Genomic DNA, 23,354 nt, shown 5'->3' with positions numbered 1-23,354 from the left:
GAATAGGTAGCCCTTTCAACAGCATAGGAGAGTCATATGGATACAACTTCGCCATGCGTGAAATGCCAAGTACATACCAAATACGTTGAGGAGCAATCTGACCCAGACAATAAGCGCTTTGTCTTTGCTTACGTCATCACGATAAAAAACCTAAGTCAGCAAACTGTGCAATTAATGAGTCGACGTTGGCTGATTACTGATGCTAACGGAAAACAGATCAGTGTCGAGGGTGAAGGTGTGATCGGCCAACAACCAATAATCGAAAAAAGTGATGAGTACACGTATACCAGTGGCACGGCTATTGAGACACCTGTTGGCGTGATGCAAGGTCATTACATAATGATCGATGCCAACGGCAAAGAATTCATTACCGAAATAGAGCCATTCCGCTTAGCTATTCCCAATATTCTAAATTAAGGTTTTTTGTGGCAAATTACATTGTTGGTGACATTCAAGGTTGCTTGGATGAATTGGAACTACTGTTGTCGAAAAGTCATTTCGACAAACAAAAAGATACCCTTTGGATTGCTGGAGATCTCGTCGCTAGAGGCCCTAAATCACTGGAAACGCTCCGCTTCGTCAAAGCCATGGGAGAAGCTGCAAAAGTCTGTCTGGGCAATCATGATCTTCACTTATTAGCCGTATCGCTTGGCGTACACAAAGCGAAGCCCAAAGACAAAACACTTCCGATTTTAGAAGCTCTAGACAAGACAGATTTATTAGACTGGCTCAGACACCAGCCTTTGCTCTTAGAACATGATGAATTTGTCGTTTGTCATGCAGGTATTTCTCCTCAGTGGACTTTAGAACAGGCGAGAGTCAATGCTCGAGAAGTTGAGCAACAACTACAAAGTGATGATTGGCAAGCACTCATCCATAATATGTACAGCAATGACCCCAACTTCTGGCAATCAGGACTCACCGGTTTCGAACGTTGGCGTTACATCATTAATGCCTACACCCGAATGCGTTTTTGTTATCCAGATGGGCGCTTAGATATGGCCTGTAAGCTACCTCCTAGTGACGTAAACCCTCTAGAATATGTTCCGTGGTTCCAATTAAAAAATCGAGTCCCGCTTAATAAAACCGTAATTTTTGGGCATTGGGCAGCACTAGGAGGCTACATCAGTGAACAGATTATAGGATTGGATACCGGGTGTGTTTGGGGAGGTAGCCTTACTATGATTCGTTGGGAAGATAAGGCCGTTTTTGAACAACCAGCCTTAGGTTAAATATTCAATAAAAGACGCCTAAGAAACCTCTCTTAGGCGGCGAATATTAGCGCTCAAGAATGACGAACTGCATGTCGTACGCGTTTTTCTCATCCGCTTGATATTGCTCACTATGCACTTGTTTCCAGCCTTCTCCCCAATCAGGAAATTGAGTATCGCCATCAACATTTGCATCGATATAGGTTAGATAAAGCTTGTTTGCCATCGGCATACAGTGCTCGTAAAAGCTACCGCCACCAATGATCATCGCTTCTTCCACATCATTCACTAAGCTCAAAGCTTGTTCCAATGAAGTTACCGTCTCCACTCCATCTATGCGAAGCTCAGAATTTCGACTAACGACAATGTTTTGACGACCAGGTAAAGGGCGCCCTATAGATTCATAGGTTTTTCTACCCATAATAACGGGTTTTCCCATGGTGCACTTTTTGAACCAGATAAAGTCGGCAGGTAAGTGCCAAGGCATTTGGTTATCTTTGCCTATGACTCGATTGTCTGCCATAGCGGCAATCATGCTAATAATCATTGAGGTACTGTATTCCTAATTAAACGACGGGTCGGCTGCGATAGAATAACAGTCCCGGCATGGCAAGACCAATAGCCAAACCAGCAATTATAAACATCGCCTTTAGGAAGTTCTCCATTAGAGTAGCCAGAAGCTCTGGGGTATAACCAAGATGATTGATTTCCACCATAGCAATCATAGCTTTATAGGCAAACACCCCAGGAACCATCGGTATTAGCGCGGCCACCGTAAACACTTTAGGATGAGCTAGAAACTTATGCGACCAATGAACGCCAATCATACCGACAATCGTTGCGGCAAAAAAAGTAGCCCATTCAATCGGAACACCATAATGCATCATCAAAAAGCGAGAGCCATGGCCAACTGCCCCACCAATCGCGCAATAAGCTAACGCATTTTGAGGAACATTAAATACCAACGCAAACCCTACTGCTGGAATAGCGGCAAAGAACATGTCGTTAAGCAGAGCAAATAATAATTCCACTATTGTCATTACTGAGCCCACCCTAGAACATCCGTCAGACTCATGGCACCAATTATCCCCAAGCAGGTTGCTAGGGTTAATAAGCTGGCAAACACAAAACGAGCAATCCCCATGTTGACATAACCTTTGACCATATCAGCAACAGAGTTAATTAGTGGAAAGCCGGGGACTAACATGAGCACTGATGACGCCATCACTAGCTGAGGCTGCGCTCCGATGCTATAGATAACTGCTTGGGCAGAAATAAGTGTGGTAACAAACGCCGTGACGGAGAAGTTTAAGAGTGGGTTAAAATGGCGATGGCCGATTTCTTGACGTACCGTCATACCAACGGCTGAAGCTAGAAAAGTCATTGCAAACACTGACCAGTCACCGCCAGCGAGACGACTAAAAGCAGCGCATGATAGCCCTATCATCACCACGACTAGCCAACGATTATAGCGTTCAGGACTGATCTTATTCAGTTTTTTCTGAGCTAGTTGATAGTCAAGAATGCCTTTCTCCATCATGATACAGATACGTTGAACCTGAGTCACAACACGCATATTAAGCCCACGATCTGGGCTTCGTCTTGCCGTCGTAACACAATGTTCTTTGTAAACCGTGGTAATCACTAATGAACTTGCTGACAGTGATACTTCTACTTCGTCCATAGAAGCAGCAATACCCATTCTTCGAGTAATATCGCCAACTAACGTACTTTCTGCGCCATGAGCAAGTAACATTTGCCCTGCTTGCGCAATCAGCCGAGAGACGGCTCGTTGCTTAGAATCCATTCCAGTTTTTTCGTGGTCATTCAGTATTGAATCCATTTTAGGGGCATTTTCATTGTTGATGAACTAAAAACTGGGGCACGATTGACAGAAAACAACAAATTTGTGAAAACTACTCTTGAGACAGATTCAGCGAATAAACTAACAGTCGTTTTAGGCTTACAAGGTCTTCCATTAGCTTCAAATTAAGCCATAAGTAGCCATTGATGCTCGTCTCCTCACCATCAATCTTTGGCAAACTGTTTTTTAAGGTCTCTCTTGCTGTCGCAATTTCTTTACCTGAAAGCTCGGTCTCTAATTTCCCGGTCATTATTAATGTTGCAAGTGCTTCGAATTCTTTCTCAATGATTTTCTGGCAATCATTAAGGGGTTTGGACCAAAGCATATTCAAATGACTGTGCCTGTCGCTCCAATAAGAGGTGTTCAAAAGTTCAATGGAGTAAAGCATGTTGCGAAGCTGTACTTGAATCGCTTCTAATAATTGTGCACTTAGCTTTGACTCTTTAACTGAAGGAGAAATGAGACTTCTCAAGGTTACCATCTCCTTCATTAGCGTTTGCTGGTAGCGCTCAAGGTTCGGCTGTTCAAGCATGTTCAATGATGTGGATATTTGATAGACCTTAGCAAACCGGTCCAGCGTGGCGCCTAGACGCATGCGCCAATGAATAAACGCTCTTTGCGGATAAATAATGCAAAACAACACCGCTAATACACAGCCAATCGTTACATCAAGACCACGCCACAACGCAACTTCAATATCGTGATTACCTGCTCCAATAGTGACCGCAAGGGTAATACCAATCAGCAAACCCACATAAGGGCGTTTACCTAACGCAAAATAGGCACTACAAAACATCACAGCGCCGCACCAAGCATACATAGCCAACATTGACCATTGTCCAAGTAAAATGGCGGTAATCCCTGACAATGCTCCAATAATCGTTCCCATAGTGCGATGCCAAGCTCGTGGTAAAACATTACCTAAATACGAGATAGGGCCAATCACTACTACTAACGTAATGAGTATCCAGGTGCTTTCGGGAATCTGAAAATAACTGGTTAAAGCTAGAGTTAAAACGAATGCCACGGAAATCCGAATACCATGTACAACACGGTAGTGTTTAAATATCAGAGCATCCACATCCGAAATTCGCCGATTTAAATCCATTTAAAAGGCTTCCTTTAGCATAAAGGGGGAGAAAAGAGAGTTTGTATCAGTTTGCCTTAGTACAAGCCACACTGAAATAATTTGAGTACAAAAAAAGCTGCAAAGTAACTTTGCAGCTTTTTAAATCATTGAGGTAACAATCAGTCACGGACGTAGACAACGTGGCCGTCATCTTCTTCGTCGTCCCAATCATCCCAATCGTCTTCAGTAATCACGTCTTTACCAGACATTGCACCTTTGTGGTAATCGTCCCACATAAAGTCGACTTTCTCTTCCTCAGAAATCTCTTCTTCAGCGCGTGGCAGTGTTTCCATAAAGTCAGCAAGCTTATAGCAAAGCTCTTTAGTTCCTTGCTTATTCACTGCAGATATCTTGAAGTACTCATCTTCCCAACCAAGTGCGTCGAGGATCTCTTGGATCACTTCATTCGCTTCTTCTTCTGGCATAAGATCGACTTTATTGAATACTAGCCAGCGCGGTTTATCCGCTAGCTTTTCGCTGTACTGCTCTAGCTCATCGATAATCGTCAGTGCGTTCTCGATAGGGTTACTTTGATCGATAGGCATAATATCGATCATGTGCAGCAATACTCGGCAGCGCTCTAAGTGCTTAAGGAAACGAATACCTAAGCCAGCACCGTCTGCGGCACCTTCAATCAGACCTGGGATATCCGCCACAACAAAGCTTTTCTCAGGAACAACGCTAACCACACCTAAACTAGGGATCAGTGTAGTAAATGGATAGTCGGCTACTTTTGGCTTAGCCGCCGAAACTGCACGGATAAATGTTGATTTGCCCGCATTTGGCAAACCAAGCATACCCACGTCAGCAAGTAGCAACAGCTCTAAACGCAATTCACGAATTTCGCCTTTAGTACCCAGTGTTTTCTGGCGAGGAGCTCGGTTAACCGATGACTTAAATCGAGTATTACCTAGGCCGTGCCAACCACCCTTTGCAACCATCACTTTTTTGCCATGTTCAGCAACTTCAGCAACGATTTCATTAGTGTGAATATCTACAGCTCGAGTACCGACAGGCACTTTAAGTACCTTATCTTTACCACGCTTACCAGTACAGTTACCACCGCGACCATTTTCGCCACGCTCAGCTTCGTAAAAGCGTTGGAAGCGATAGTCAATGAGCGTATTTAGGTTCTCATCTGCTTCGATATAGATGTCGCCACCGTCGCCGCCATCGCCACCGTCAGGACCACCTTTCGCTACGAATTTTTCACGCCAAAAACTAACGACACCGCTACCGCCATCGCCCGCTTGGACTTTTACTACCGCTTCATCAACGAACTTCATCTCTTACTCCGACTACTTCTTCGCTACCCACCACCAAAGCCATCCTGACGAAAAGACATAAGATCACTTTGTGGGCTCAATCAATTATCACTACATTTTAGCAGATGACAGAGACGATTCCCCATGGTGCAGAGCTTGTTGTTTCAACATAGCTATGCCTAGAGACTCGTCTCTATCGACTGCCCATATAAATAAAAAACCCCGCCGACTCGGCAGGGCTTTTGAATTCAGCTAGAAAGCTTATTCGTAATTTAGCTTAGCGCTAAAATTACTCAGCTTCGATGCTAACGAATTTACGGTTCTTAGGACCTTTAACTTCGAATTTCACTTTACCTTCAGTAAGAGCGAAAAGAGTATGGTCTTTACCGATACCAACGTTAGTACCAGCGTGGAACTTAGTACCACGTTGACGTACGATGATGTTACCTGCAAGAACAGACTCACCACCGAAACGCTTAACACCTAGACGTTTGCTTTCTGAATCGCGGCCGTTACGAGTAGAACCACCAGCTTTTTTGTGTGCCATTGTTAAACTCTCCTAATCGAATTAAGCGTTGATGCCAGTGATTTTCACTTCCGTGAACCACTGACGGTGACCTTGTTGCTTACGAGAGTGCTTACGACGACGGAACTTAACGATTTTTACTTTATCGCCACGACCGTGTTGTACCACTTCAGCAACTACCTTGCCGCCCTCAACAAGAGGAGCGCCAACTTGAATGTCTTCACCGTTAGCAACAAGAAGAACTTTATCAAATTCAACAGTTGCACCAGTTTCAACGTCTAATTTCTCTAAACGAAGAGTTTGACCTTCGCTTACACGGTGTTGTTTACCACCAGATTGGAAAACAGCGTACATATTTTACTCCGCTTTTTCCGCACAGCCTTTTGATTGTTATTTCAACAAATAGGGTGTGCGCTAAACTAATCATCAATAGGGCGCAGATTCTACGCGAATGATTACCCTATGACAAGCCATATTTTGAAAAAATTGGCGAAACACTAATCGCCAATGAAAAGTGCGGCAATAATGCCCTTTCACCATATATTAATCAACGTTTTTTAGTGTATTATTCACAGATTATAACCAACGACTAAGCCTTATTGGCTCTAAGCTCAACCGGGTACGTAATGGATTTTAAAGCTATCCAAGCACTGACTGCCGATGATATGGCAAAAGTGAATGAAACAATACAAGCACAATTAAACTCAGAAGTTAGTCTAATCAATCAACTTGGTTTCTATATTGTAAGTAGTGGCGGCAAGCGCTTAAGACCGCTACTCGCGTTGCTTTCAGCGAAAGCTTTAGGATATCAAGGTAACGCACATACGACGGCTGCTGCGTTTATTGAGTTCATCCATACTGCGACGTTATTGCACGACGACGTAGTAGATGAGTCTGATATGCGACGAGGTAAAGCAACAGCAAACGCTGCTTTTGGTAACGCTGCGAGTGTTCTAGTAGGTGACTACATCTATACTCGTTCTTTCCAAATGATGACGGGTCTTGGCTCATTGCGCATTTTAGAGCTTATGAGTGATGCCGTGAATGTCATCGCAGAAGGTGAAGTTCAGCAGCTAATGAACTGCAATGACCCTAATACTTCTGAAGCAAGCTACATGCAAGTCATCTACTCTAAGACGGCACGTTTGTTTGAAGCCGCGACTCAAGTTGGAGCTATCCTCAACGATGCCTCTCCAGAAGTCGAACTTGCACTACAGAATTACGGTAAGTACCTTGGAACCGCGTTCCAGCTTATTGATGACGTCATGGATTACACCTCTACGGGTGAAGACATGGGTAAAAATGTCGGTGACGACCTAGCTGAAGGTAAACCAACATTACCGCTTATCCACGCCATGCAGCACGGTGAAGAACACGAAAGTGCGATGATTCGCGAAGCAATTGAAAAAGGTAATGGGATTGATAAGCTCGATACCATTATGGCAACAATGAATCGTGTGGGCTCATTAAAGTACACTGAAGACATGGCTTTTAAAGAAGCTGATAAGGCCATTGAAGCACTTTCTATCGTGCCTGACAGTGAATATAAAGAAGCCTTAATCGCGCTTGCCTACATGGCAGTGAAAAGAACGGCATAAAGTCAAAGGGCAGTGATTGTGCATCACTGCCCTTTTCCGTTTCTGAGACCAAGTTTTAGTAGTATTTATCACAACCGTTATGAAGCTGCAGCTCTTCTTCGACTTCGTCAACAGATAGTGCCCATTGCTCCTCGCTTCCTATTGGTTCGACCAAAACGGACTGTGACTGCTCGTCGACAACAAGCACTCTGCCAGCGCCATGTTGTGAATCCACCCACATACCTTTTACTACATCTTTCATTTCCATGACCCTTCCTCCCCGCTCCGATTTATTACGGAGTCTTATAGGGTATAGATCAAAAAAGCCGATCTTAAAAAGACCGGCTTTTGCTATTTAAATTAATGTAGGAGTTTACTTAGCGAACTCTACACCAATTTCAATATCTTTATTAAGCGTCTCTAGCATGCCATCTAGTGCTGCTTTCTCGTAATCACTGAGTTCACCGTAGCTAAGGATAGCTTCTGCGCCGTCTTTACCTAGCTTAACTGGTTGTGCGAAGAATGGAGCGTGCTCACCATCACCTTCCACATAAGCACACTCAATAACGTTCTCTTCGCCTTGAAGGCCTTTAACAAGAGCTAAACCAAAGCGACACGCTGCCTGACCCATAGACAAGGTCGCAGAGCCGCCACCCGCCTTCGCTTCAACCACTTCAGTACCAGCGTTTTGAATACGCTTAGTTAACGCTTCTACTTCTTCCGCAGTAAACTCAACACCTTCAACTTGAGAAAGTAGCGGTAAAATAGTCACACCAGAGTGACCACCAATAACTGGTACGCGAATATCACCTGGATCTTTCGCTTTCAGATCAGCTACAAATGTCTCAGAGCGAATAACGTCAAGCGTCGTCACACCGAACAGTCTACGCTTGTCATACACACCTGCTTTCTTAAGGACTTCAGCTGCGATAGGCACTGTGGTGTTAACAGGGTTAGTGATGATACCAACACAAGCAGTAGGACACACGACCGCGATTTTCTCGGCCAATGACTTAACGATACCTGCATTGACATTGAATAGGTCTGAGCGATCCATACCTGGCTTACGCGCAACACCCGCAGAAATTAGAACCACATCAGCACCTTCAAGTGCTGGTGTTGGATCTTCACCCGCATAGCCTTTAATAGAAACAGGCGTTGGGATGTGGCTTAGATCAGCTGCAACACCTGGAGTGACGGGAGCAATATCATACAGGGCTAGATCAGAACCAGCAGGAAGACGGTTTTTTAGCAATAGGGCTAGGGCTTGGCCGATGCCACCTGCGGCACCAATAACAGCTACTTTCATGGGAGTTCTCCTTGAGATTTATATCTCTTATTAATAGTCTTGTAGGGTAATTTTTCGTCGATTAGCTAAAAAGTTATAGTAATCACTAATCGATTACAATCAATTAACCTCAGCTTTGCGAGCTCGCGCAACTCACTGATTACGTGCTACTACGCTATCATGACAAGAGGGTGATGAGAACCCATTTTTCCCCTTGCTAATTATAAGGTTATCATCGCTGACTTCAGCATTGATAATAGTGATACCGTTGGCATAAACCATGGATTATTTGGTCAAGATCGAGGTTCTGTGCCACAATAGCCGGATCACTGCTAGTTGAACAAAAATAAGAGGCGTTTATGCGCAATAATGACAAACAAGACAACCTGGTTCGCGCGTTTAAAGCGTTACTAAAAGAAGAGCGTTTTGGTTCTCAGGGCGAGATTGTCGACGCATTAAAACTTGAAGGGTTTGAGAACATCAACCAATCAAAAGTGTCACGCATGTTGACTAAGTTTGGCGCAGTGAGGACCCGCAACGCAAAAATGGAAATGGTGTACTGCCTACCAGCAGAGCTTGGCGTTCCAACTGTCTCTAGCTCTCTACGTGAATTGGTTCTTGATATAGATTACAACAACGCTATCGTCGTTATTCACACTGGCCCTGGTGCTGCACAGTTGATTGCTCGATTGCTCGATTCTCTGGGTAAAGCAGAAGGGATTCTAGGGGTCGTTGCAGGCGACGATACCATCTTCATCACACCAACCTTGAGTGTGTCTACCCAACAATTGTTTGAATCGGTATGTGATCTATTTGATTACGCTGGCTAAGTTTTAAACATTAACATTTAGAATAAAGTATCACGGAACATGATTGTTCCGTGATTTATATCACATCTTGATAAATCGAAAAATAAGCCACAAAAAACACCTAATTACCTGTTTTTATTGAATAACACCCTAATCACCCCTATCCTTCTAAATCCTCTAGCACAGACAATTCCCCTATATTCATTAACAATTCAGTAATTTTCTGCCAATTTTTTTGGTATGATTGCGCCACTTTTTCAACATATGGATTGAAAAAGATGCCGTTTCCACATAGGAAACCTCTGAAGACATCTATAGTTATTCAGGGCTAATAATGAATAAGGAAGGGAAATTCATGGCATTTAAGAAACTTGTTAAAATTGGTGCTATTGCCGCTGCAGTTATGGGCACTGGCGCTGTTAACGCTCAAGAGTTCATCACAATTGGTACAGGTTCGGTAACAGGTGTTTATTACCCAACTGGTGGCGCAATCTGTAAGCTTGTGAATAAAGGCCGTAAGGAACACAATATTCGTTGTTCAGTAGAGTCCACTGGTGGTTCTATCTACAATGTCAACACAATGCGTGCTGGTGAGTTAGATTTCGGTATCGTTCAATCTGACTGGCAATATCACGGCTACAACGGCACAAGCAAATTTGAAGAGCAAGGCCCTTACAAAAAGCTTCGTGCAATGTTCTCTCTGCACACAGAACCATTCAACATTATCGCTCGCACTGATGCTGGTATCGAAAACGTAACTGACCTTAAAGGTAAGCGCGTGAACATCGGTAACCCAGGCTCAGGTGACCGTGCGACAATGGGCGTTGTTATGGATGCAATGGGTTGGACCAACGCAGACTTTAAACTTGCATCAGAGCTTAAAGGTTCAGAGCGTTCTCAAGCACTTTGTGACAATAAAATCGACGCATTCGTTTATGTGGTTGGTCATCCAAACGGATCAATCAAAGAAGCAACAACATCTTGTGATGCTAAGCTAGTTCCAGCAACAGGCGCACAAATCGATGAGATCGTAGCGGCAAACCCATACTACGCGTACAGCAATGTACCAGCAGGTATGTACCGTGGCACGGATCAAGATGTGAAGAGCTTTGGTGTAGCAGCAACAATGGTAACCACATCAGATGTTTCTGATGAAGTGGCTTACAACGTTGCAAAAGCAGTGTTTGAAAACTTTGACACGTTCAAACGTCTGCACCCTGCATTTGCTAACCTGAAGAAGGAGGACATGGTACAAGCAGGCCTATCTATTCCTCTTCACCCAGGTGCAGAGAAGTACTACAAAGAAGTTGGTCTTCTTAAGTAAGACGACTCCGTAGGGGAAGGCTCCCTTCCCCTATCACTTTTCTAATATGAGTATCACTCAAAACAATCAACACCAATTAACCCAATTGGTGTGGCTATTTGGGCTCTCTTTCCAAGCCCGTCATTTTTAGAGCCTTAAGAAACACAACTAAAACCACACGTTTGCATCCATTGACTACAATGTTAAATGCGAAATATGGTTCGTTCATTTTGTTTGAAAAACACTGGACCATAAAATAATAAAGGAAAAAGTACATGACGCAGACAACACAACCGTCGCAAGATGTGCAAGAAATGGTCGCACAAGCTGACACTGGAGCAAGAAGCCCGAAAGGGATTCCCGCAAAAATACTTTGGTTTGTTCCACTATGTTGGTCGCTATTTCAACTTTGGTACGCATCCCCACTGCCGTTCATTTTTAACTTTGGCGTACTAAACGACACAGAAGCACGTTCAATTCACTTAACGTTTGCTATTTTTCTAGCGTTTACCGCTTATCCTGCAATGAAGGGGTCACCGCGCGATCGAATCCCTGCCATCGACTGGATTTTAGCACTGGCAGGTAGTTTATCTGCTGCCTACATTTACCTCTTTTATACTCAATTAGCAGGCCGCTCGGGCGCACCAACGACAATGGACATTGTCGTTGCCTGTACAGGTATGGTTCTACTACTTGAAGCAACACGTCGTGCTTTAGGTCCGCCGCTAATGGTCGTCGCTGCAGTATTCTTGTTGTATACCTTTGGCGGTCCATACATGCCGGATGTTATCGCTCACAAAGGCGCAAGCTTAAACAAAGCGATGTCACACCTGTGGCTAACGACAGAAGGTGTATTTGGTGTTGCTCTTGGTGTTTCAACGTCATTTGTATTCTTATTCGTTTTGTTCGGAGCCATGTTGGAGCGAGCTGGAGCAGGTGCTTACTTTATTAAAGTCGCATTTTCTCTATTAGGTCACATGCGTGGTGGTCCCGCAAAAGCGGCCGTTGTGGCATCAGGTCTGTCAGGCTTGGTTTCTGGTTCTTCCATCGCCAACGTAGTAACTACAGGTACCTTTACCATACCTCTAATGAAGCGCGTTGGCTTTCCGGGGACGAAAGCGGGGGCTGTGGAAGTTGCTGCATCAACCAACGGTCAGCTAACGCCACCGATCATGGGCGCTGCGGCATTCCTGATGGTTGAGTATGTGGGGATTTCATACGTTGAAGTAATCAAAGCGGCGCTACTACCTGCGCTGATTTCTTATATCGCTTTGATTTACATTGTTCACCTTGAAGCTTGCAAAGCGGGTATGACTGGCCTACCGCGCCGCCATAACCCGACGCTTGTTCAAAGTCTCTTATCATTTACCGGCACCATTCTTGGTCTTTGTGTCATTAGTGCTGTGGTGTACTACGGCATTGGCTGGACCAAAGACGTGTTTGGTGACGCTGCGACCCCAATCGTAGGTGTTGCTCTCTTGATATCTTATATCGCGTTACTGCGTGTCTCAGCTAAGTACGCGAAAGAAGGTGGTATTGAAATTGATGCAGAACTTACTGAAGTGCCAGATCCAGGTCCAACCATCAAGTCTGGTTTACATTTCCTACTGCCAATCGTGGTTTTAGTGTGGTGTTTGACGGTTGAGCGCTTTTCTCCGGGTCTCTCAGCATTCTGGGCAACGGTCTTTATGATCTTCATTCTGATTACCCAGCGTCCACTGATCGCAATCATGTCGAAAACCAGTGATGTCAATGCAGAGATCAAAGCTGGTTTTGTCGATTTGGCAGAAAGCCTAGTGTCTGGTGCACGCAACATGATTGGTATCGGTGTGGCGACGGCTGCTGCGGGTACCGTAGTGGGTGTGGTTACACTAACGGGTATTGGCCTTGTAATGACCGACTTCGTTGAGTTTATCTCAGGTGGTAGCATTATCTTGATGCTGCTATTTACCGCCGTCATCTCTCTCATCCTCGGGATGGGTCTACCAACAACAGCAAACTACATTGTTGTTTCAACTCTCATGGCGCCTGTTATCGTCACATTGGGTGCAGCACACGGTTTGATCATCCCACTGATTGCCGTTCACCTATTTGTGTTCTACTTCGGCATCTTAGCCGATGACACACCACCAGTTGGTCTTGCTGCTTTTGCCGCAGCTGCAATTGCTAAGTCCGATCCAATTCGCACCGGTATTCAAGGCTTCACCTACGATATTCGAACTGCAATTTTGCCTTTCATGTTCATCTTTAACACTCAATTATTGATGATGGGAATTGACTCGTGGTGGCACCTTGCTCTGACGGTTATCTCTGCGGTTATTGCGATGCTTATTTTCTCAGCGGCCACTCAAGGTTGGTGGTTTACTAAGAACAAGTGGTGGGAGACTGTATTGCTACTTGTATTAACGTTTACCTTCTTCAGACCAGGTTTTTGGTGGGATATGGCTTTCCCTGCGAAAGTTCTTTCGCCAGGTGTTGAGATAGCTCAAGTTGTTGAGAAGCTAAATGTTGGACAATCCATCGAGTTACGTGTTGCAGGTGAAACCCTCGAAGGTAAGTACGTTGAAAAAACCGTTCGACTACCTTTTGATGATAGCGCTGTCACCGCAGAAGAGCGTATCGCTTCGATGGGACTAATGCTCGACAAAGATGCTGATAAAATGATCATCGATATGGTTGAGTTTGGAAGCCCAGCAGAAGCATCCGGTCTAGACTTTGACTGGGAAATTAAATCTATTGTGCAGGATGCCGATAGACCAATGAAAGAGTGGGTATTTGTACCTGCGTTGCTCTTGCTTCTCGCGATGGCGATGAACCAAAAGCGTCGTGCTCGTCGTGAAAACTTGAGCGCATAAAGGTATCAGGCTCTGGACTCGCTTTTGAACCCAGAGCCTAAAAACCTTAATACGGAACGGATAAAACTAGCCAAGCGTATGCTTTACCCTATGCTAGTAGGGTACAAACCAAAAAGAGAAAACACATGTACAAGCAAATCCTTGTTCCTGTCGATTTAAACGATAAAGGCTTTTCAGACAAAGCTGTAGAAATCGCGGTCTGGCATGCTAAGCACTCTAATGCCGAAGTGCATTTACTAAATGTTCTGCCGGGTATCCATATGTCTATGGTGGCTACGTATTTCCCTAAAGATGCCGCCTCGCAAATGAAAAATGATGTCAAAGCGCAACTTAAATCATTTGCTGATCAGCACATCCCTGATGAAGTCGTCTATAAAGTTCATGTTGCTGAGGGTAAACCTTATGCAACTATACTTGATTATGCGGAGCGCTTAGGCGCAGACTTAATTGTTATGCCAAGTCACAAACGCTCTAAGATCGACAAGGTAGTTCTTGGCTCTGTTGCAAGTAAAGTGGTTCAGAACTCACCCATCAATGTACTGGTCGTTAAACCACAAGCAGATTAATTTCCTCGCCCCACTTTACGTGGGGCGAGTTATTTCTAGACCACTCTATTTTGCGTTTTGCCTTGTTCTACCGCTTCAATATTACTCACTAATATTTCACAAAGCTTGTCTATGGAAGAGCGGCTTCCCCATGCGACATGCGGCGTTAAAATGAGATTGGGCAAATCCATATTCTCGACTAGAGGATTGGTTTGAGGCGCTGGCTCTTCTGTAAAAACATCCACTCCTGCTCCAGCAATGTGATTCTCCTTTAAAGCACAAACCAAATCCGCTTCGTTAACCAAGCCACCGCGTCCAGTATTAATCAATACTGCCGTAGACTTCATATTCGACAACGCTTCACTATCGATAAGATTGGTCGTTTCCTCGGTCAAAGGACACAAAAGGGCAATGGCATCGCTCGTTTTCAAAAATCGTTCAAAAGGCACATAGCCCTCGCGGCATTGTGTTACACCTTTGCGTTCGGAGAACTGCACATTCATACCAATTGCTCTAGCCAACGCCGCTGTCGCCTGCCCTAGGGCTCCGCTACCAATAATACCTAAGGTAGAGTGAGCAATATCTTGAATAGGATGAGTGAAGAAACAAAACTTATTCTGACGTTGCCACTCACCATTGCGGATATCGTTGTGGTAAGCAGGAATATTTCGCATCAAAGTAAATAGCAATGCAATCACATGCTCAGGCACCGATTGAGTCGCGTAACCTTGGACATTGGTAACGGTAATACCGCGTTGCGCGCAGTAATCAAGCTCAACGTTATTAACCCCAGTGGCAGCCACCGCAATATGTTTTACTTGCTTGGCCTGTTCAAGAATGTCTGAACCTAAATAGACTTTATTGCTAATGACGACATCTGCATCATAAATGCGTTCTAACACTTGTTCAGGCGAGGTCGACTGATATTCGACCCATTGATGTACGAAATTTGGAGTGGGAATCGCGATGGATGCTGGAATGGTATCACGATCTAAAAAGACAATTTTCTTGGTGGCCATGACTTCTCCTTGATGTCGTACGGCCACACACTTTATGACCGAGGCAAGGTCTTATAATCCGGTAAATCTGTCGCGGGGTCAAAGTGTTGCACCACTAATGGCTCAGACACTTGATGAAAATCGCATGGCACGAAAATGGATTGTAGCTTTTCAGTTTCAGGATGGTAGAAACACAGCTCTGCCGCATGTAGCTCTAATCTATCTGAGAAACTCATCGCTTCTTCATGGGCGTAGAATTCATCACCAACGATAGGATGCCCCAGTTCCAATAAATGCACTCTTAGTTGATGTGAACGTCCGGTAACAGGGAATAAGCGCACTATACTTGTCTGTTGTTCCTGCTTTACCACCTGATAGTATGTTTGCGACGGCTTGCCATGTTCGTAGCACACTTTTTGCCTTGGACGATTCGGCCAATCACAAATAAGCGGTAAATCGATTAACCCTTCCGATTCAGCAGGTGTTCCCCAAACTCGGGCATAGTAGACTTTACGAGTAAGCCGATACTGAAATTGTTTCTTTAAAGAACGTTCTGCTTCTTTGTTTTTCGCTAGTAACATCAGCCCAGAGGTCGACATGTCTAAACGATGCACTACTTGAATCTCGGGATACACCTCAACAAGACGACTCCACATACTGTCATAATGCTCGGGCGCTTTCCCTGGTACAGATAACAAGCCTGAAGGTTTGTTTACCGCGAGAATATGTTCATCTTCAAATACAGTATCTATCCAAGGATCTGTTGGAGGTGTGTAGCTAAGCATGGCCATAATAATTTACCGCATCACAATGAAGTAGGACGCAGATATCTGCGTCCTATTTTGTGTTATTAGTTGTGGCTGACAACGATCAGACGTAGTGAATCCAGTTGGACTTGAGCTTTCGCAATATAACCATCAAGCTCTTTGATTTGAGCTTCAATCGCTTCGATTTCCTCGTCACGAATATTTGGGTTTACCGCTTTTAGCGCCTGTAAGCGTTCTAGTTCACCATTCAAGCTCGCATACATCGCTTTATGCGCTTGCTCGCGAACCGCCACGACTTTCTCTTCTACCGCCTCATTACCCGATTCAATCAATCGATGAACATCGGCTTGAACAGACGTCACCAACTTACTGCCCAAATGGCGATTCACAGGGCTGAGCTGACGGTTGAAGCCTTCAAACTCTACTTGTAAAGAGAGATCATTACCGCGAGCATCCATCATCAAGCGAATCGGTGTTGGTGGTAAGAAGCGGCTAATACCACTCTGTTTTGGTGCTTGCGCATCCACAACATACACCAACTCCAATAAGATAGTACCGACTGGCAGTGCTTTGTTTTTCAGAAGCGAAACGGCGCACGTCCCTACGCCTTCACTCATCACGAGATCGATACCACCCTGAATCATTGGATGTTCCCAACTAATAAAGTTCATATCTTCACGAGAAAGCGCCGTATCACGGTCAAACGTAATGGTTGCTCCTTCATACGGTAGGCCTGGATAGCTCGGTACCATCATATGCTCAGAAGGCGTCACCACCAGAGCGTTTTCACCTTTGTCATCTTGGTTTAAACCAATGGTGTCAAACAAACTCAGTGCGAATGTGACTAAGTTAGTATCGCCATCGGTCGCTGCAATCTTTTCGACAATCTCTTGCGCTGCTTCACCACCATTAGAATGCATCTCAAGTAAACGGTCACGGCCTTGCTCAAGTTCATGCTTAAGCTCTTGGTTGTAATGTCTTGAGCCTTCAATCACCTCATCCAGCTCGGTCGTATCGCCACTCGCAAGCATGTTGATAATGCTCTCTTCATAGCGGTCATACACCATACGTCCCGTTGGACACGTCTCAGCAAATGCATTGAGTCCTTCATCGAACCAACGTGCTAGTATCGCTTGAGAGGTGTTCTCTAAATAGGGAACGTGCACGTCAATATCACGCTTCTGACCAATACGGTCCAAACGGCCAATACGCTGTTCTAGCAAGTCTGGGTTGAATGGTAAATCAAACATCACCAGTTGGTTCGCAAACTGGAAGTTACGACCTTCAGAACCAATTTCACTACAGATCAAGACCTGAGCACCACCTTCTTCTTGAGCGAAGTAGGCTGCTGCTTTATCACGTTCAAGAATCGACATACCTTCATGGAACACAGTTGCACGGATACCTTCACGTTCACGCAACGCTTGCTCAAGCTGAAGAGCGGTACTTGCACGTGATGCAATCACCAACACTTTCTCGCTGCGCTTTGCTGTGATCTTTTCAATCAGCCAGTTAACACGAGAATCGAACTGCCACCAGCTAGAGTCTTCGCCTTCAAACTCTTGGAAAATCTCTTCAGGGTAAAGCATTTTCATCGCGCGTGCTTCTGGTGCCATCTTGCCACCAATCATGCCTGATACGCGCATAGAGGTGGTGTATTGCTGTGGAATCGGCATCGGCACAAGGTTTACGTTACGCTTTGGAAAGCCTTTAATCGCGGCACGCGTATTTCGGAACAGCACTCGTCCAGTACCGTGGCGATCCATTAGGTTGTCGATAAGCTCTTGACGTGCCGTGGCTTTTTCTTCATCACTGGCATTGCTATCTAGAACGTTGAACAATGGCTCAACGTCTTGCTCAGACAATAGCTCAGTAATTTGGTTTTTCGCCTCATTGCTCAGCGCTTCCCCTGAGAACAGAGCTGTTACTGCATCGGCAACTGGCGCATATTGCTCTTCTTCTTTAACGAAAGATTCATAATCAAAGAAACGGTCTGAATCGAGAAGGCGCAATCGTGCAAAGTGGCTTTCGCGTCCCAACTGCTCTGGTGTTGCTGTTAGCAAAAGGACACCCGGTGTCTTTTCGGCCAACGCTTCAATGACTTGGTACTGACGACTTGGATTGTCTTGACTCCACTCAAGGTGGTGCGCTTCATCCACGACCAGCAGATCCCATTCGCCTTCCAATGCTTGTTCAAAACGTTTACGACTCTTACGTAAAAAGTCCAAAGAGCATAGGACAAACTGTTGAGTATCAAACGGGTTATCCGCCTCTGCGTATGCCTCAATGCAGCGTTCTTCATCAAAAATAGAGAAATGCAGATTGAAACGACGCATCATTTCTACCAACCATTGATGCTGTAGTGTCTCTGGTACCACAATCAAAACACGTTGAGCACGGCCAGACAGCACTTGCTGGTGAATGATCATACCTGCTTCAATGGTTTTTCCGAGACCAACTTCATCAGCCAGTAATACACGTGGCGCATAACGACGCCCCACTTCATGAGCAATAAAGAGCTGATGAGGAATCAAGCCTGCACGCATGCCACAAAGACCGCGCATTGGACTTTTGTGTTGTTCGTATTGATTGCTTAGTGCACGATAGCGCAGTACAAAGTTATCCATTCGGTCGATTTGACCTGCAAACAATTTGTCTTGCGGCTTGTTAAAACGAATTTGGTGGCTCAAGAAGATCTCGCGTAATGCAACGCCCTGCTCTTCTGTATCTTGACGTATACCGACATACGTTAATACGCCTTGGTCTTCGAGCACTTCTTCAACTAGAAGCGTCCAACCTTCTTGGCTATCTATGACATCGCCAACATTAAAGATAACTCTGGTGACTGGCGCATCACTGCGTGCGTACACACGGTTTTCTTCTGATGCAGCAAACATAAGAGACACTGTTCTCGCATCCAATGCGACGACCGTACCTAAACCTAAATCACTTTCCGTATCGCTAATCCAGCGCTGCCCTAAAGCAAATGTCATAGAGAGACTACCTCAACTCGTATCGATATCTTTTGGTCATTCAAACGGTAACTCAGTCGAAAACTAAGCTCAAAACCCCGCCCAAATAATAGTAGGTGATAGAGCAAATATTGCTCATTTTCACCCTAGGGTGAAAGGTCGCTAATCTTACTTGAAGGCGTGATGCAGGTCACGCCAATTACAAGGAAATCCTAAGTTTTTTTTGTATTGTCGTGGCTGACATCAAACTGCAAAAAAATAGTGGCAAATGTAAAGACCAAAGTGAGTTTTTTCACTTATACTCAAATTGTAAACGTTAATAACATGTTACCAAAGAACCATGTTTTAATTGGATACAAGGGTATCAGGTTCAATCAGACTAACCATCGATTGAACATAGCAAGGTTGACTCACTAAGATAGGAAATCCGAGCCAGCATTGATCCCAGTCTGACTCGTTCCCAATCCGAGTTAACCGCAAAGGACAAGCGCCAGTTGCGGCAAGGAGACTCTATGGGCGATACCGACCGTAAATTTTTCGTTCTCGACACCAACATCCTTCTCCACGAACCCCACGCCATTTTTTCGTTCAAAGAACACGACGTCGTCATACCCATGACCGTACTTGAAGAACTCGATCGCATTAAGGACAGCAAACGCGATGTTGCTCGTGATGCACGCGTCGCAATTAGAGCTCTTGAAGATATCTTTAAAGAAGCGACGCCTGATGAAATTTCTGAAGGGATTCCCTTCTCTCACCAAATGGAAGCAACAGGAACCATTTCAATATTGGCAGACTATGTGCTGCAAGAAACAGTCAAAGCCTTCGCCGACAAGGAAGGCGACAACCGGATTCTCAATGCGGTGCTCTACTTGCAAAATAAACGCTCTCCTCGAGAAGTCGTTTTAGTCACTAAAGACATCAACATGCGCTTAAGAGCTAAAGGAGCTGGTGTTCGCTTTGTTGAAGACTACCGTACTGATCAACTAATCGATGATGTTCAGTACCTCACAAAAGGTTTTCAAAAATCTGAAGGGGCGTTTTGGGAACATATTGACGAGGTGGAAACCAAAACCCTCGCCAACAAGACGTATCACACTTTCGACAGAGCCGCGATTGACCCAACGTTTATCAATCAATACTTGATCGATGACAGTAGTGATTTTGCTGGACGAGTAGCCGACATTGATAGTGATAAAGTGACAATTCGAGATCTGAGCCAAGAACGCCTATTGTGTCGACAAGCGTGGGACATTCGCCCTAAGAATATCTACCAAGGCATGGCCATGGATGCTTTACTCGACCCTGATATCGATTTAGTGATTCTCACAGGTGCCGCTGGTAGTGGTAAGACGCTACTCGCTATGGCTGCAGCGCTAGAGATGACGATAGAGAGAGGTATGTTCGATAAGATCATCGTCACCCGAAATACACCAGATATTGGCGAGTCCATCGGTTTTCTTCCGGGTACTGAGGAAGAAAAAATGATGCCTTGGTTGGCTGCCATTACCGATACACTCGAAGCGCTACACAAGAACGATCACTGCACTGAGGGCTCACTGAAATACATCTGTGATAAAGCGAACATTCAGTTCAAATCTATTAACTTCATGCGCGGACGTTCAATCCAAAATGCGTTTGTTTTACTCGATGAGTGCCAGAACTTAACAGCCTCTCAGATTAAAACCATCATTACTCGCTGTGGTGAGGGGACTAAGATTGTCTGCTCGGGTAACTTAGCACAAATTGATTCCCCGTACTTAACGCCAGTAACATCAGGGTTAACATATATGGTTGAGCGCTTTAAGAACTTCGGAGGCAGTGCCAACATTCACTTAAATGGTGTGGTAAGAAGTAGATTGGCCGAATTTGCAGAGGAAAACTTGTAAGTGGCTGAGACGTCATCCCCTTGAAAAAGGGGATGACGGTAGTTTTTGCTTTATACTTGTGAACTCAGTCAGTACCGCCGACAGTTAGTGCATCTAACTTCAAGCTTGGCTGACCAACACCAACTGGCACACTTTGCCCAGCCTTACCACAGACGCCAACACCGCGGTCGATACTCAGGTCATTACCCACCATAGAGACTTGCTGCATCGCTTCGATACCAGAGCCAATTAGCGTCGCACCTTTCACTGGCGCAGTAATCTTACCGTCTTCGATGAGATACGCTTCTGATGCTGAGAACACAAACTTGCCAGAGGTAATATCAACCTGACCACCACCAAAGTTTGGTGCATAAAGACCTTTCTTCACGGTAGAGATAATTTCTTCTGGAGAATGCTCACCCGGCAACATATAAGTGTTGGTCATACGAGGCATAGGTAAGTGGGCATAGGATTCACGACGGGCGTTACCTGTAGGGTTTACTCCCATTAGACGCGCATTAAGCTTGTCTTGCATGTAACCTTTCAGAGTGCCATTTTCAATCAACGTATTGTACTGTCCATGAACACCCTCATCGTCCACGTTAAGCGAACCACGAAGATCTTGCAGTGTTCCATCATCAACAATCGTACACAGGTTTGATGTGACTTGCTGACCTACCTTGCCAGAAAATACTGATGACTCTTTACGGTTAAAATCACCCTCTAGGCCATGACCTACGGCTTCGTGTAACAGTACTCCCGGCCAACCAGAACCTAGTACAACTGGCATAGTACCAGCAGGTGCGTCAATCGCTTCCAGATTGACTAGCGCTTGGCGAATGGCTTCATCGGCATAGTTGTAAGCGACTTGTTGACCTTCTTCTGTTGAGAGGAAGAAATCGTAACCATAGCGGCCACCACCACCGGCACTACCACGCTCACGACGGTCACCTTTCTGTGCTAATACACTGATAGATAAGCGCACCAATGGGCGCACATCTCCAGCAAAGGTTCCATCGGTTGCCGCCACCAGCATTTGCTCATAGACGCCACTTAAGCTGACAGAGACTTCTTTAACTAAAGGCTCTTTAGTACGAATGTAGGCATCAAGCTGCTTTAGCAGTTCAGTTTTTTGTTGTTTTTCCCAACTTTCTAATGGGTTAACCGCTGCATAGTAAGCTTGATTATCGCGACGAGTAAGCGCGTTAACTTGCGCGCTTTGACCTTGCTGTGCAATGCCTCTTGCCGCTACTGCACTTTGCTTCAGACCATCCAGTGTGATTTGGTCTGAGTATGCAAAACCCGTTTTTTCGCCAGCAACCGCTCTAACACCAACACCGCGGTCGATATTAAATGAACCGTCCTTGATGATGCTGTCTTCTAGCACTAGAGATTCGTGCCAGCTGGATTGAAAATAGATATCCGCATAGTCAATCTGGCGAGTTGCAATGCTCGCAAGCGTAGCTTCAATATCTTGCTCAGACAGACCTGTAGGCCCTAATAGCGCGTCTTCTATGCGTTCCATATGATTACTCTTTATAGTAAATATAATTAGTGTAAGTGCTGTTCAAATCGAATGTGTTTAGCGACAGGCATACTCTGTCTCACTTCTTCAACAACATCAAAATTCAGTTCGGCGGTTATTGTACCTGTCTGCTGCTCAAGCTGTCCTTGAACCTCTCCCCAAGGCGATATCACCATAGAGTGTCCCCAGGTTTCTCTTCCACACGGGTGGGTGCCACATTGATTAGCTGCGACTATCCAACATTGGTTTTCAATCGCTCTAGCACGCAACAGGACTTCCCAATGTGCCTTTCCAGTCACCGCAGTAAATGCCGCAGGCACAACAATTACGCTCGCCCCTTGAGCCCTCAACGCACTGAATAGATGTGGGAAACGCAGGTCATAGCAGATGGTTAAGCCCACCGCACCAAAATCAGTCGGCACCATCGCAATGCTTGTACCCGCTTTAAACGTTTCTGATTCACGGTAATTTTTGTGACCATCATTGACGTCTACATCAAACATATGCAGCTTATCATAATGATTCATACGCTGCCCATTTACGTCAAAGACCAGCGTTGTTGTAGTCACTTCCGTTTCAGAAACCCGAATAGGAAAGCTGCCAATAATAAGGTGAATCTGATGGCGTCTTGCTAAGTCAGATAACTTGTCTTGATACTTGCCTTTTCCTAAAAATTCCGCGTGACGGTGATAATCGTCACGGGAACCAAAAACCAGCGAGTTCTCTGGGGTAAGAATCCACTTCATCCCCTTAGCAGAAAGAAACTCAACCTTATGTTCAATGAACTTGAAGTTCTCTTCTGGTTCAGGTCCTGATGTCATTTGTATGATGCCAAAGCGTTCCTTGCTCATG

The 23,354-nt window shown here is 45.0% G+C and carries 22 protein-coding genes; 8 read left to right on the top strand and 14 right to left on the bottom strand.

Annotation, left to right across the window (positions count from 1 at the left end; all coding sequences use genetic code 11):
* The first annotated feature begins 36 nt into the window (after window positions 1-36).
* On the top strand, window positions 37-417 hold the full coding sequence (apaG, locus tag MMA19_RS14040; RefSeq protein WP_006074838.1) for a Co2+/Mg2+ efflux protein ApaG: 381 nt from the start codon (window positions 37-39) through the stop codon (window positions 415-417).
* An 8-nt stretch (window positions 418-425) separates the two neighbouring features.
* Window positions 426-1,232, top strand: a complete 807-nt coding sequence (locus MMA19_RS14035; protein ID WP_240206493.1) for a symmetrical bis(5'-nucleosyl)-tetraphosphatase — start codon at window positions 426-428, stop codon at window positions 1,230-1,232.
* 46 nt (window positions 1,233-1,278) lie between these two features.
* Here MMA19_RS14035 and folA read toward each other — a convergent pair whose 3' ends face one another.
* The 7 genes from folA to rplU form a co-directional block, all read right to left on the bottom strand.
* Window positions 1,279-1,758: a type 3 dihydrofolate reductase gene (folA, locus tag MMA19_RS14030; protein WP_107306321.1), complete on the bottom strand. Its 480-nt coding sequence runs from the start codon at window positions 1,756-1,758 to the stop codon at window positions 1,279-1,281.
* 19 nt (window positions 1,759-1,777) lie between these two features.
* Complete coding sequence (locus MMA19_RS14025; RefSeq protein ID WP_006074835.1) at window positions 1,778-2,251, bottom strand: threonine/serine exporter family protein; 474 nt, start codon at window positions 2,249-2,251, stop codon at window positions 1,778-1,780.
* Entirely contained in the window at window positions 2,251-3,018 is a 768-nt protein-coding gene (locus tag MMA19_RS14020) for a threonine/serine exporter ThrE family protein (RefSeq protein ID WP_031493074.1), read from the bottom strand. Before MMA19_RS14020 ends, MMA19_RS14025 begins: the two co-directional genes overlap by 1 nt.
* Window positions 3,019-3,127: 109 nt before the next feature.
* A complete protein-coding gene (locus tag MMA19_RS14015) occupies window positions 3,128-4,183 on the bottom strand; it encodes an FUSC family protein (protein ID WP_006074833.1) in 1,056 nt (351 codons plus the stop codon).
* A 140-nt stretch (window positions 4,184-4,323) separates the two neighbouring features.
* Entirely contained in the window at window positions 4,324-5,490 is a 1,167-nt protein-coding gene (cgtA, locus tag MMA19_RS14010) for an Obg family GTPase CgtA (RefSeq protein WP_240206492.1), read from the bottom strand.
* 268 nt (window positions 5,491-5,758) lie between these two features.
* Entirely contained in the window at window positions 5,759-6,016 is a 258-nt protein-coding gene (gene rpmA, locus MMA19_RS14005; protein WP_004409945.1) for a 50S ribosomal protein L27, read from the bottom strand.
* A gap of 21 nt (window positions 6,017-6,037) precedes the next feature.
* Complete coding sequence (gene rplU / locus MMA19_RS14000; RefSeq protein ID WP_006074830.1) at window positions 6,038-6,349, bottom strand: 50S ribosomal protein L21; 312 nt, start codon at window positions 6,347-6,349, stop codon at window positions 6,038-6,040.
* A 272-nt stretch (window positions 6,350-6,621) separates the two neighbouring features.
* Here rplU and ispB point away from each other — a divergent pair, with 272 nt between their 5' ends.
* On the top strand, window positions 6,622-7,593 hold the full coding sequence (gene ispB / locus MMA19_RS13995; RefSeq protein ID WP_062456728.1) for an octaprenyl diphosphate synthase: 972 nt from the start codon (window positions 6,622-6,624) through the stop codon (window positions 7,591-7,593).
* A gap of 55 nt (window positions 7,594-7,648) precedes the next feature.
* On the opposite strand, the gene MMA19_RS13990 is transcribed toward ispB, so the two are convergent.
* On the bottom strand, window positions 7,649-7,840 hold the full coding sequence (locus MMA19_RS13990) for a hypothetical protein (RefSeq protein WP_031496916.1): 192 nt from the start codon (window positions 7,838-7,840) through the stop codon (window positions 7,649-7,651).
* Window positions 7,841-7,945: 105 nt separating this feature from the next.
* Entirely contained in the window at window positions 7,946-8,881 is a 936-nt protein-coding gene (gene mdh, locus MMA19_RS13985) for a malate dehydrogenase (RefSeq protein ID WP_038229161.1), read from the bottom strand.
* Window positions 8,882-9,219: 338 nt separating this feature from the next.
* On the opposite strand from mdh, the gene argR reads away from it, so the two are divergent.
* The 4 genes from argR (at window position 9,220) to MMA19_RS13965 (ending at window position 14,393) form a co-directional block, all read left to right on the top strand.
* Complete coding sequence (gene argR / locus MMA19_RS13980) at window positions 9,220-9,690, top strand: transcriptional regulator ArgR (RefSeq protein ID WP_006072881.1); 471 nt, start codon at window positions 9,220-9,222, stop codon at window positions 9,688-9,690.
* A gap of 334 nt (window positions 9,691-10,024) precedes the next feature.
* On the top strand, window positions 10,025-10,993 hold the full coding sequence (locus MMA19_RS13975; RefSeq protein WP_006072880.1) for a TAXI family TRAP transporter solute-binding subunit: 969 nt from the start codon (window positions 10,025-10,027) through the stop codon (window positions 10,991-10,993).
* A 254-nt stretch (window positions 10,994-11,247) separates the two neighbouring features.
* Window positions 11,248-13,827: a TRAP transporter permease gene (locus tag MMA19_RS13970; protein ID WP_006072879.1), complete on the top strand. Its 2,580-nt coding sequence runs from the start codon at window positions 11,248-11,250 to the stop codon at window positions 13,825-13,827.
* 125 nt (window positions 13,828-13,952) lie between these two features.
* Window positions 13,953-14,393: a universal stress protein gene (locus tag MMA19_RS13965; RefSeq protein WP_006072878.1), complete on the top strand. Its 441-nt coding sequence runs from the start codon at window positions 13,953-13,955 to the stop codon at window positions 14,391-14,393.
* A 35-nt stretch (window positions 14,394-14,428) separates the two neighbouring features.
* Here MMA19_RS13965 and MMA19_RS13960 read toward each other — a convergent pair whose 3' ends face one another.
* Genes MMA19_RS13960 through rapA form a run of 3 tightly spaced genes read right to left on the bottom strand, consistent with a single transcriptional unit; the run spans window position 14,429 to window position 19,130 of the window.
* Window positions 14,429-15,391, bottom strand: coding sequence for a D-2-hydroxyacid dehydrogenase (locus MMA19_RS13960; RefSeq protein ID WP_240206491.1), 963 nt, complete (start codon window positions 15,389-15,391; stop codon window positions 14,429-14,431).
* A 32-nt stretch (window positions 15,392-15,423) separates the two neighbouring features.
* The gene (gene rluA / locus MMA19_RS13955; protein ID WP_240206490.1) at window positions 15,424-16,161 is read right to left on the bottom strand and encodes a bifunctional tRNA pseudouridine(32) synthase/23S rRNA pseudouridine(746) synthase RluA; all 738 of its coding nucleotides are present in this window, start codon (window positions 16,159-16,161) and stop codon (window positions 15,424-15,426) included.
* A gap of 59 nt (window positions 16,162-16,220) precedes the next feature.
* Entirely contained in the window at window positions 16,221-19,130 is a 2,910-nt protein-coding gene (rapA, locus tag MMA19_RS13950; RefSeq protein WP_240206489.1) for an RNA polymerase-associated protein RapA, read from the bottom strand.
* Between the two features lie 491 nt (window positions 19,131-19,621).
* Here rapA and MMA19_RS13945 point away from each other — a divergent pair, with 491 nt between their 5' ends.
* Window positions 19,622-20,998, top strand: coding sequence for a PhoH family protein (locus MMA19_RS13945; protein ID WP_038229151.1), 1,377 nt, complete (start codon window positions 19,622-19,624; stop codon window positions 20,996-20,998).
* 64 nt (window positions 20,999-21,062) lie between these two features.
* Here MMA19_RS13945 and tldD read toward each other — a convergent pair whose 3' ends face one another.
* Complete coding sequence (gene tldD / locus MMA19_RS13940) at window positions 21,063-22,502, bottom strand: metalloprotease TldD (protein WP_006071021.1); 1,440 nt, start codon at window positions 22,500-22,502, stop codon at window positions 21,063-21,065.
* 26 nt (window positions 22,503-22,528) lie between these two features.
* Window positions 22,529-23,353: a carbon-nitrogen hydrolase family protein gene (locus tag MMA19_RS13935; protein WP_006071019.1), complete on the bottom strand. Its 825-nt coding sequence runs from the start codon at window positions 23,351-23,353 to the stop codon at window positions 22,529-22,531.
* Window position 23,354 lies beyond the last annotated feature (1 nt).

Source organism: Vibrio sp. CyArs1 (assembly GCF_022432925.1).
GTDB classification, from domain to species: domain Bacteria; phylum Pseudomonadota; class Gammaproteobacteria; order Enterobacterales; family Vibrionaceae; genus Vibrio; species Vibrio mediterranei.
The sequence above is the reverse complement of the archived record's forward strand: the minus strand, read 5'-3'. Positions and strand labels throughout refer to the sequence as shown.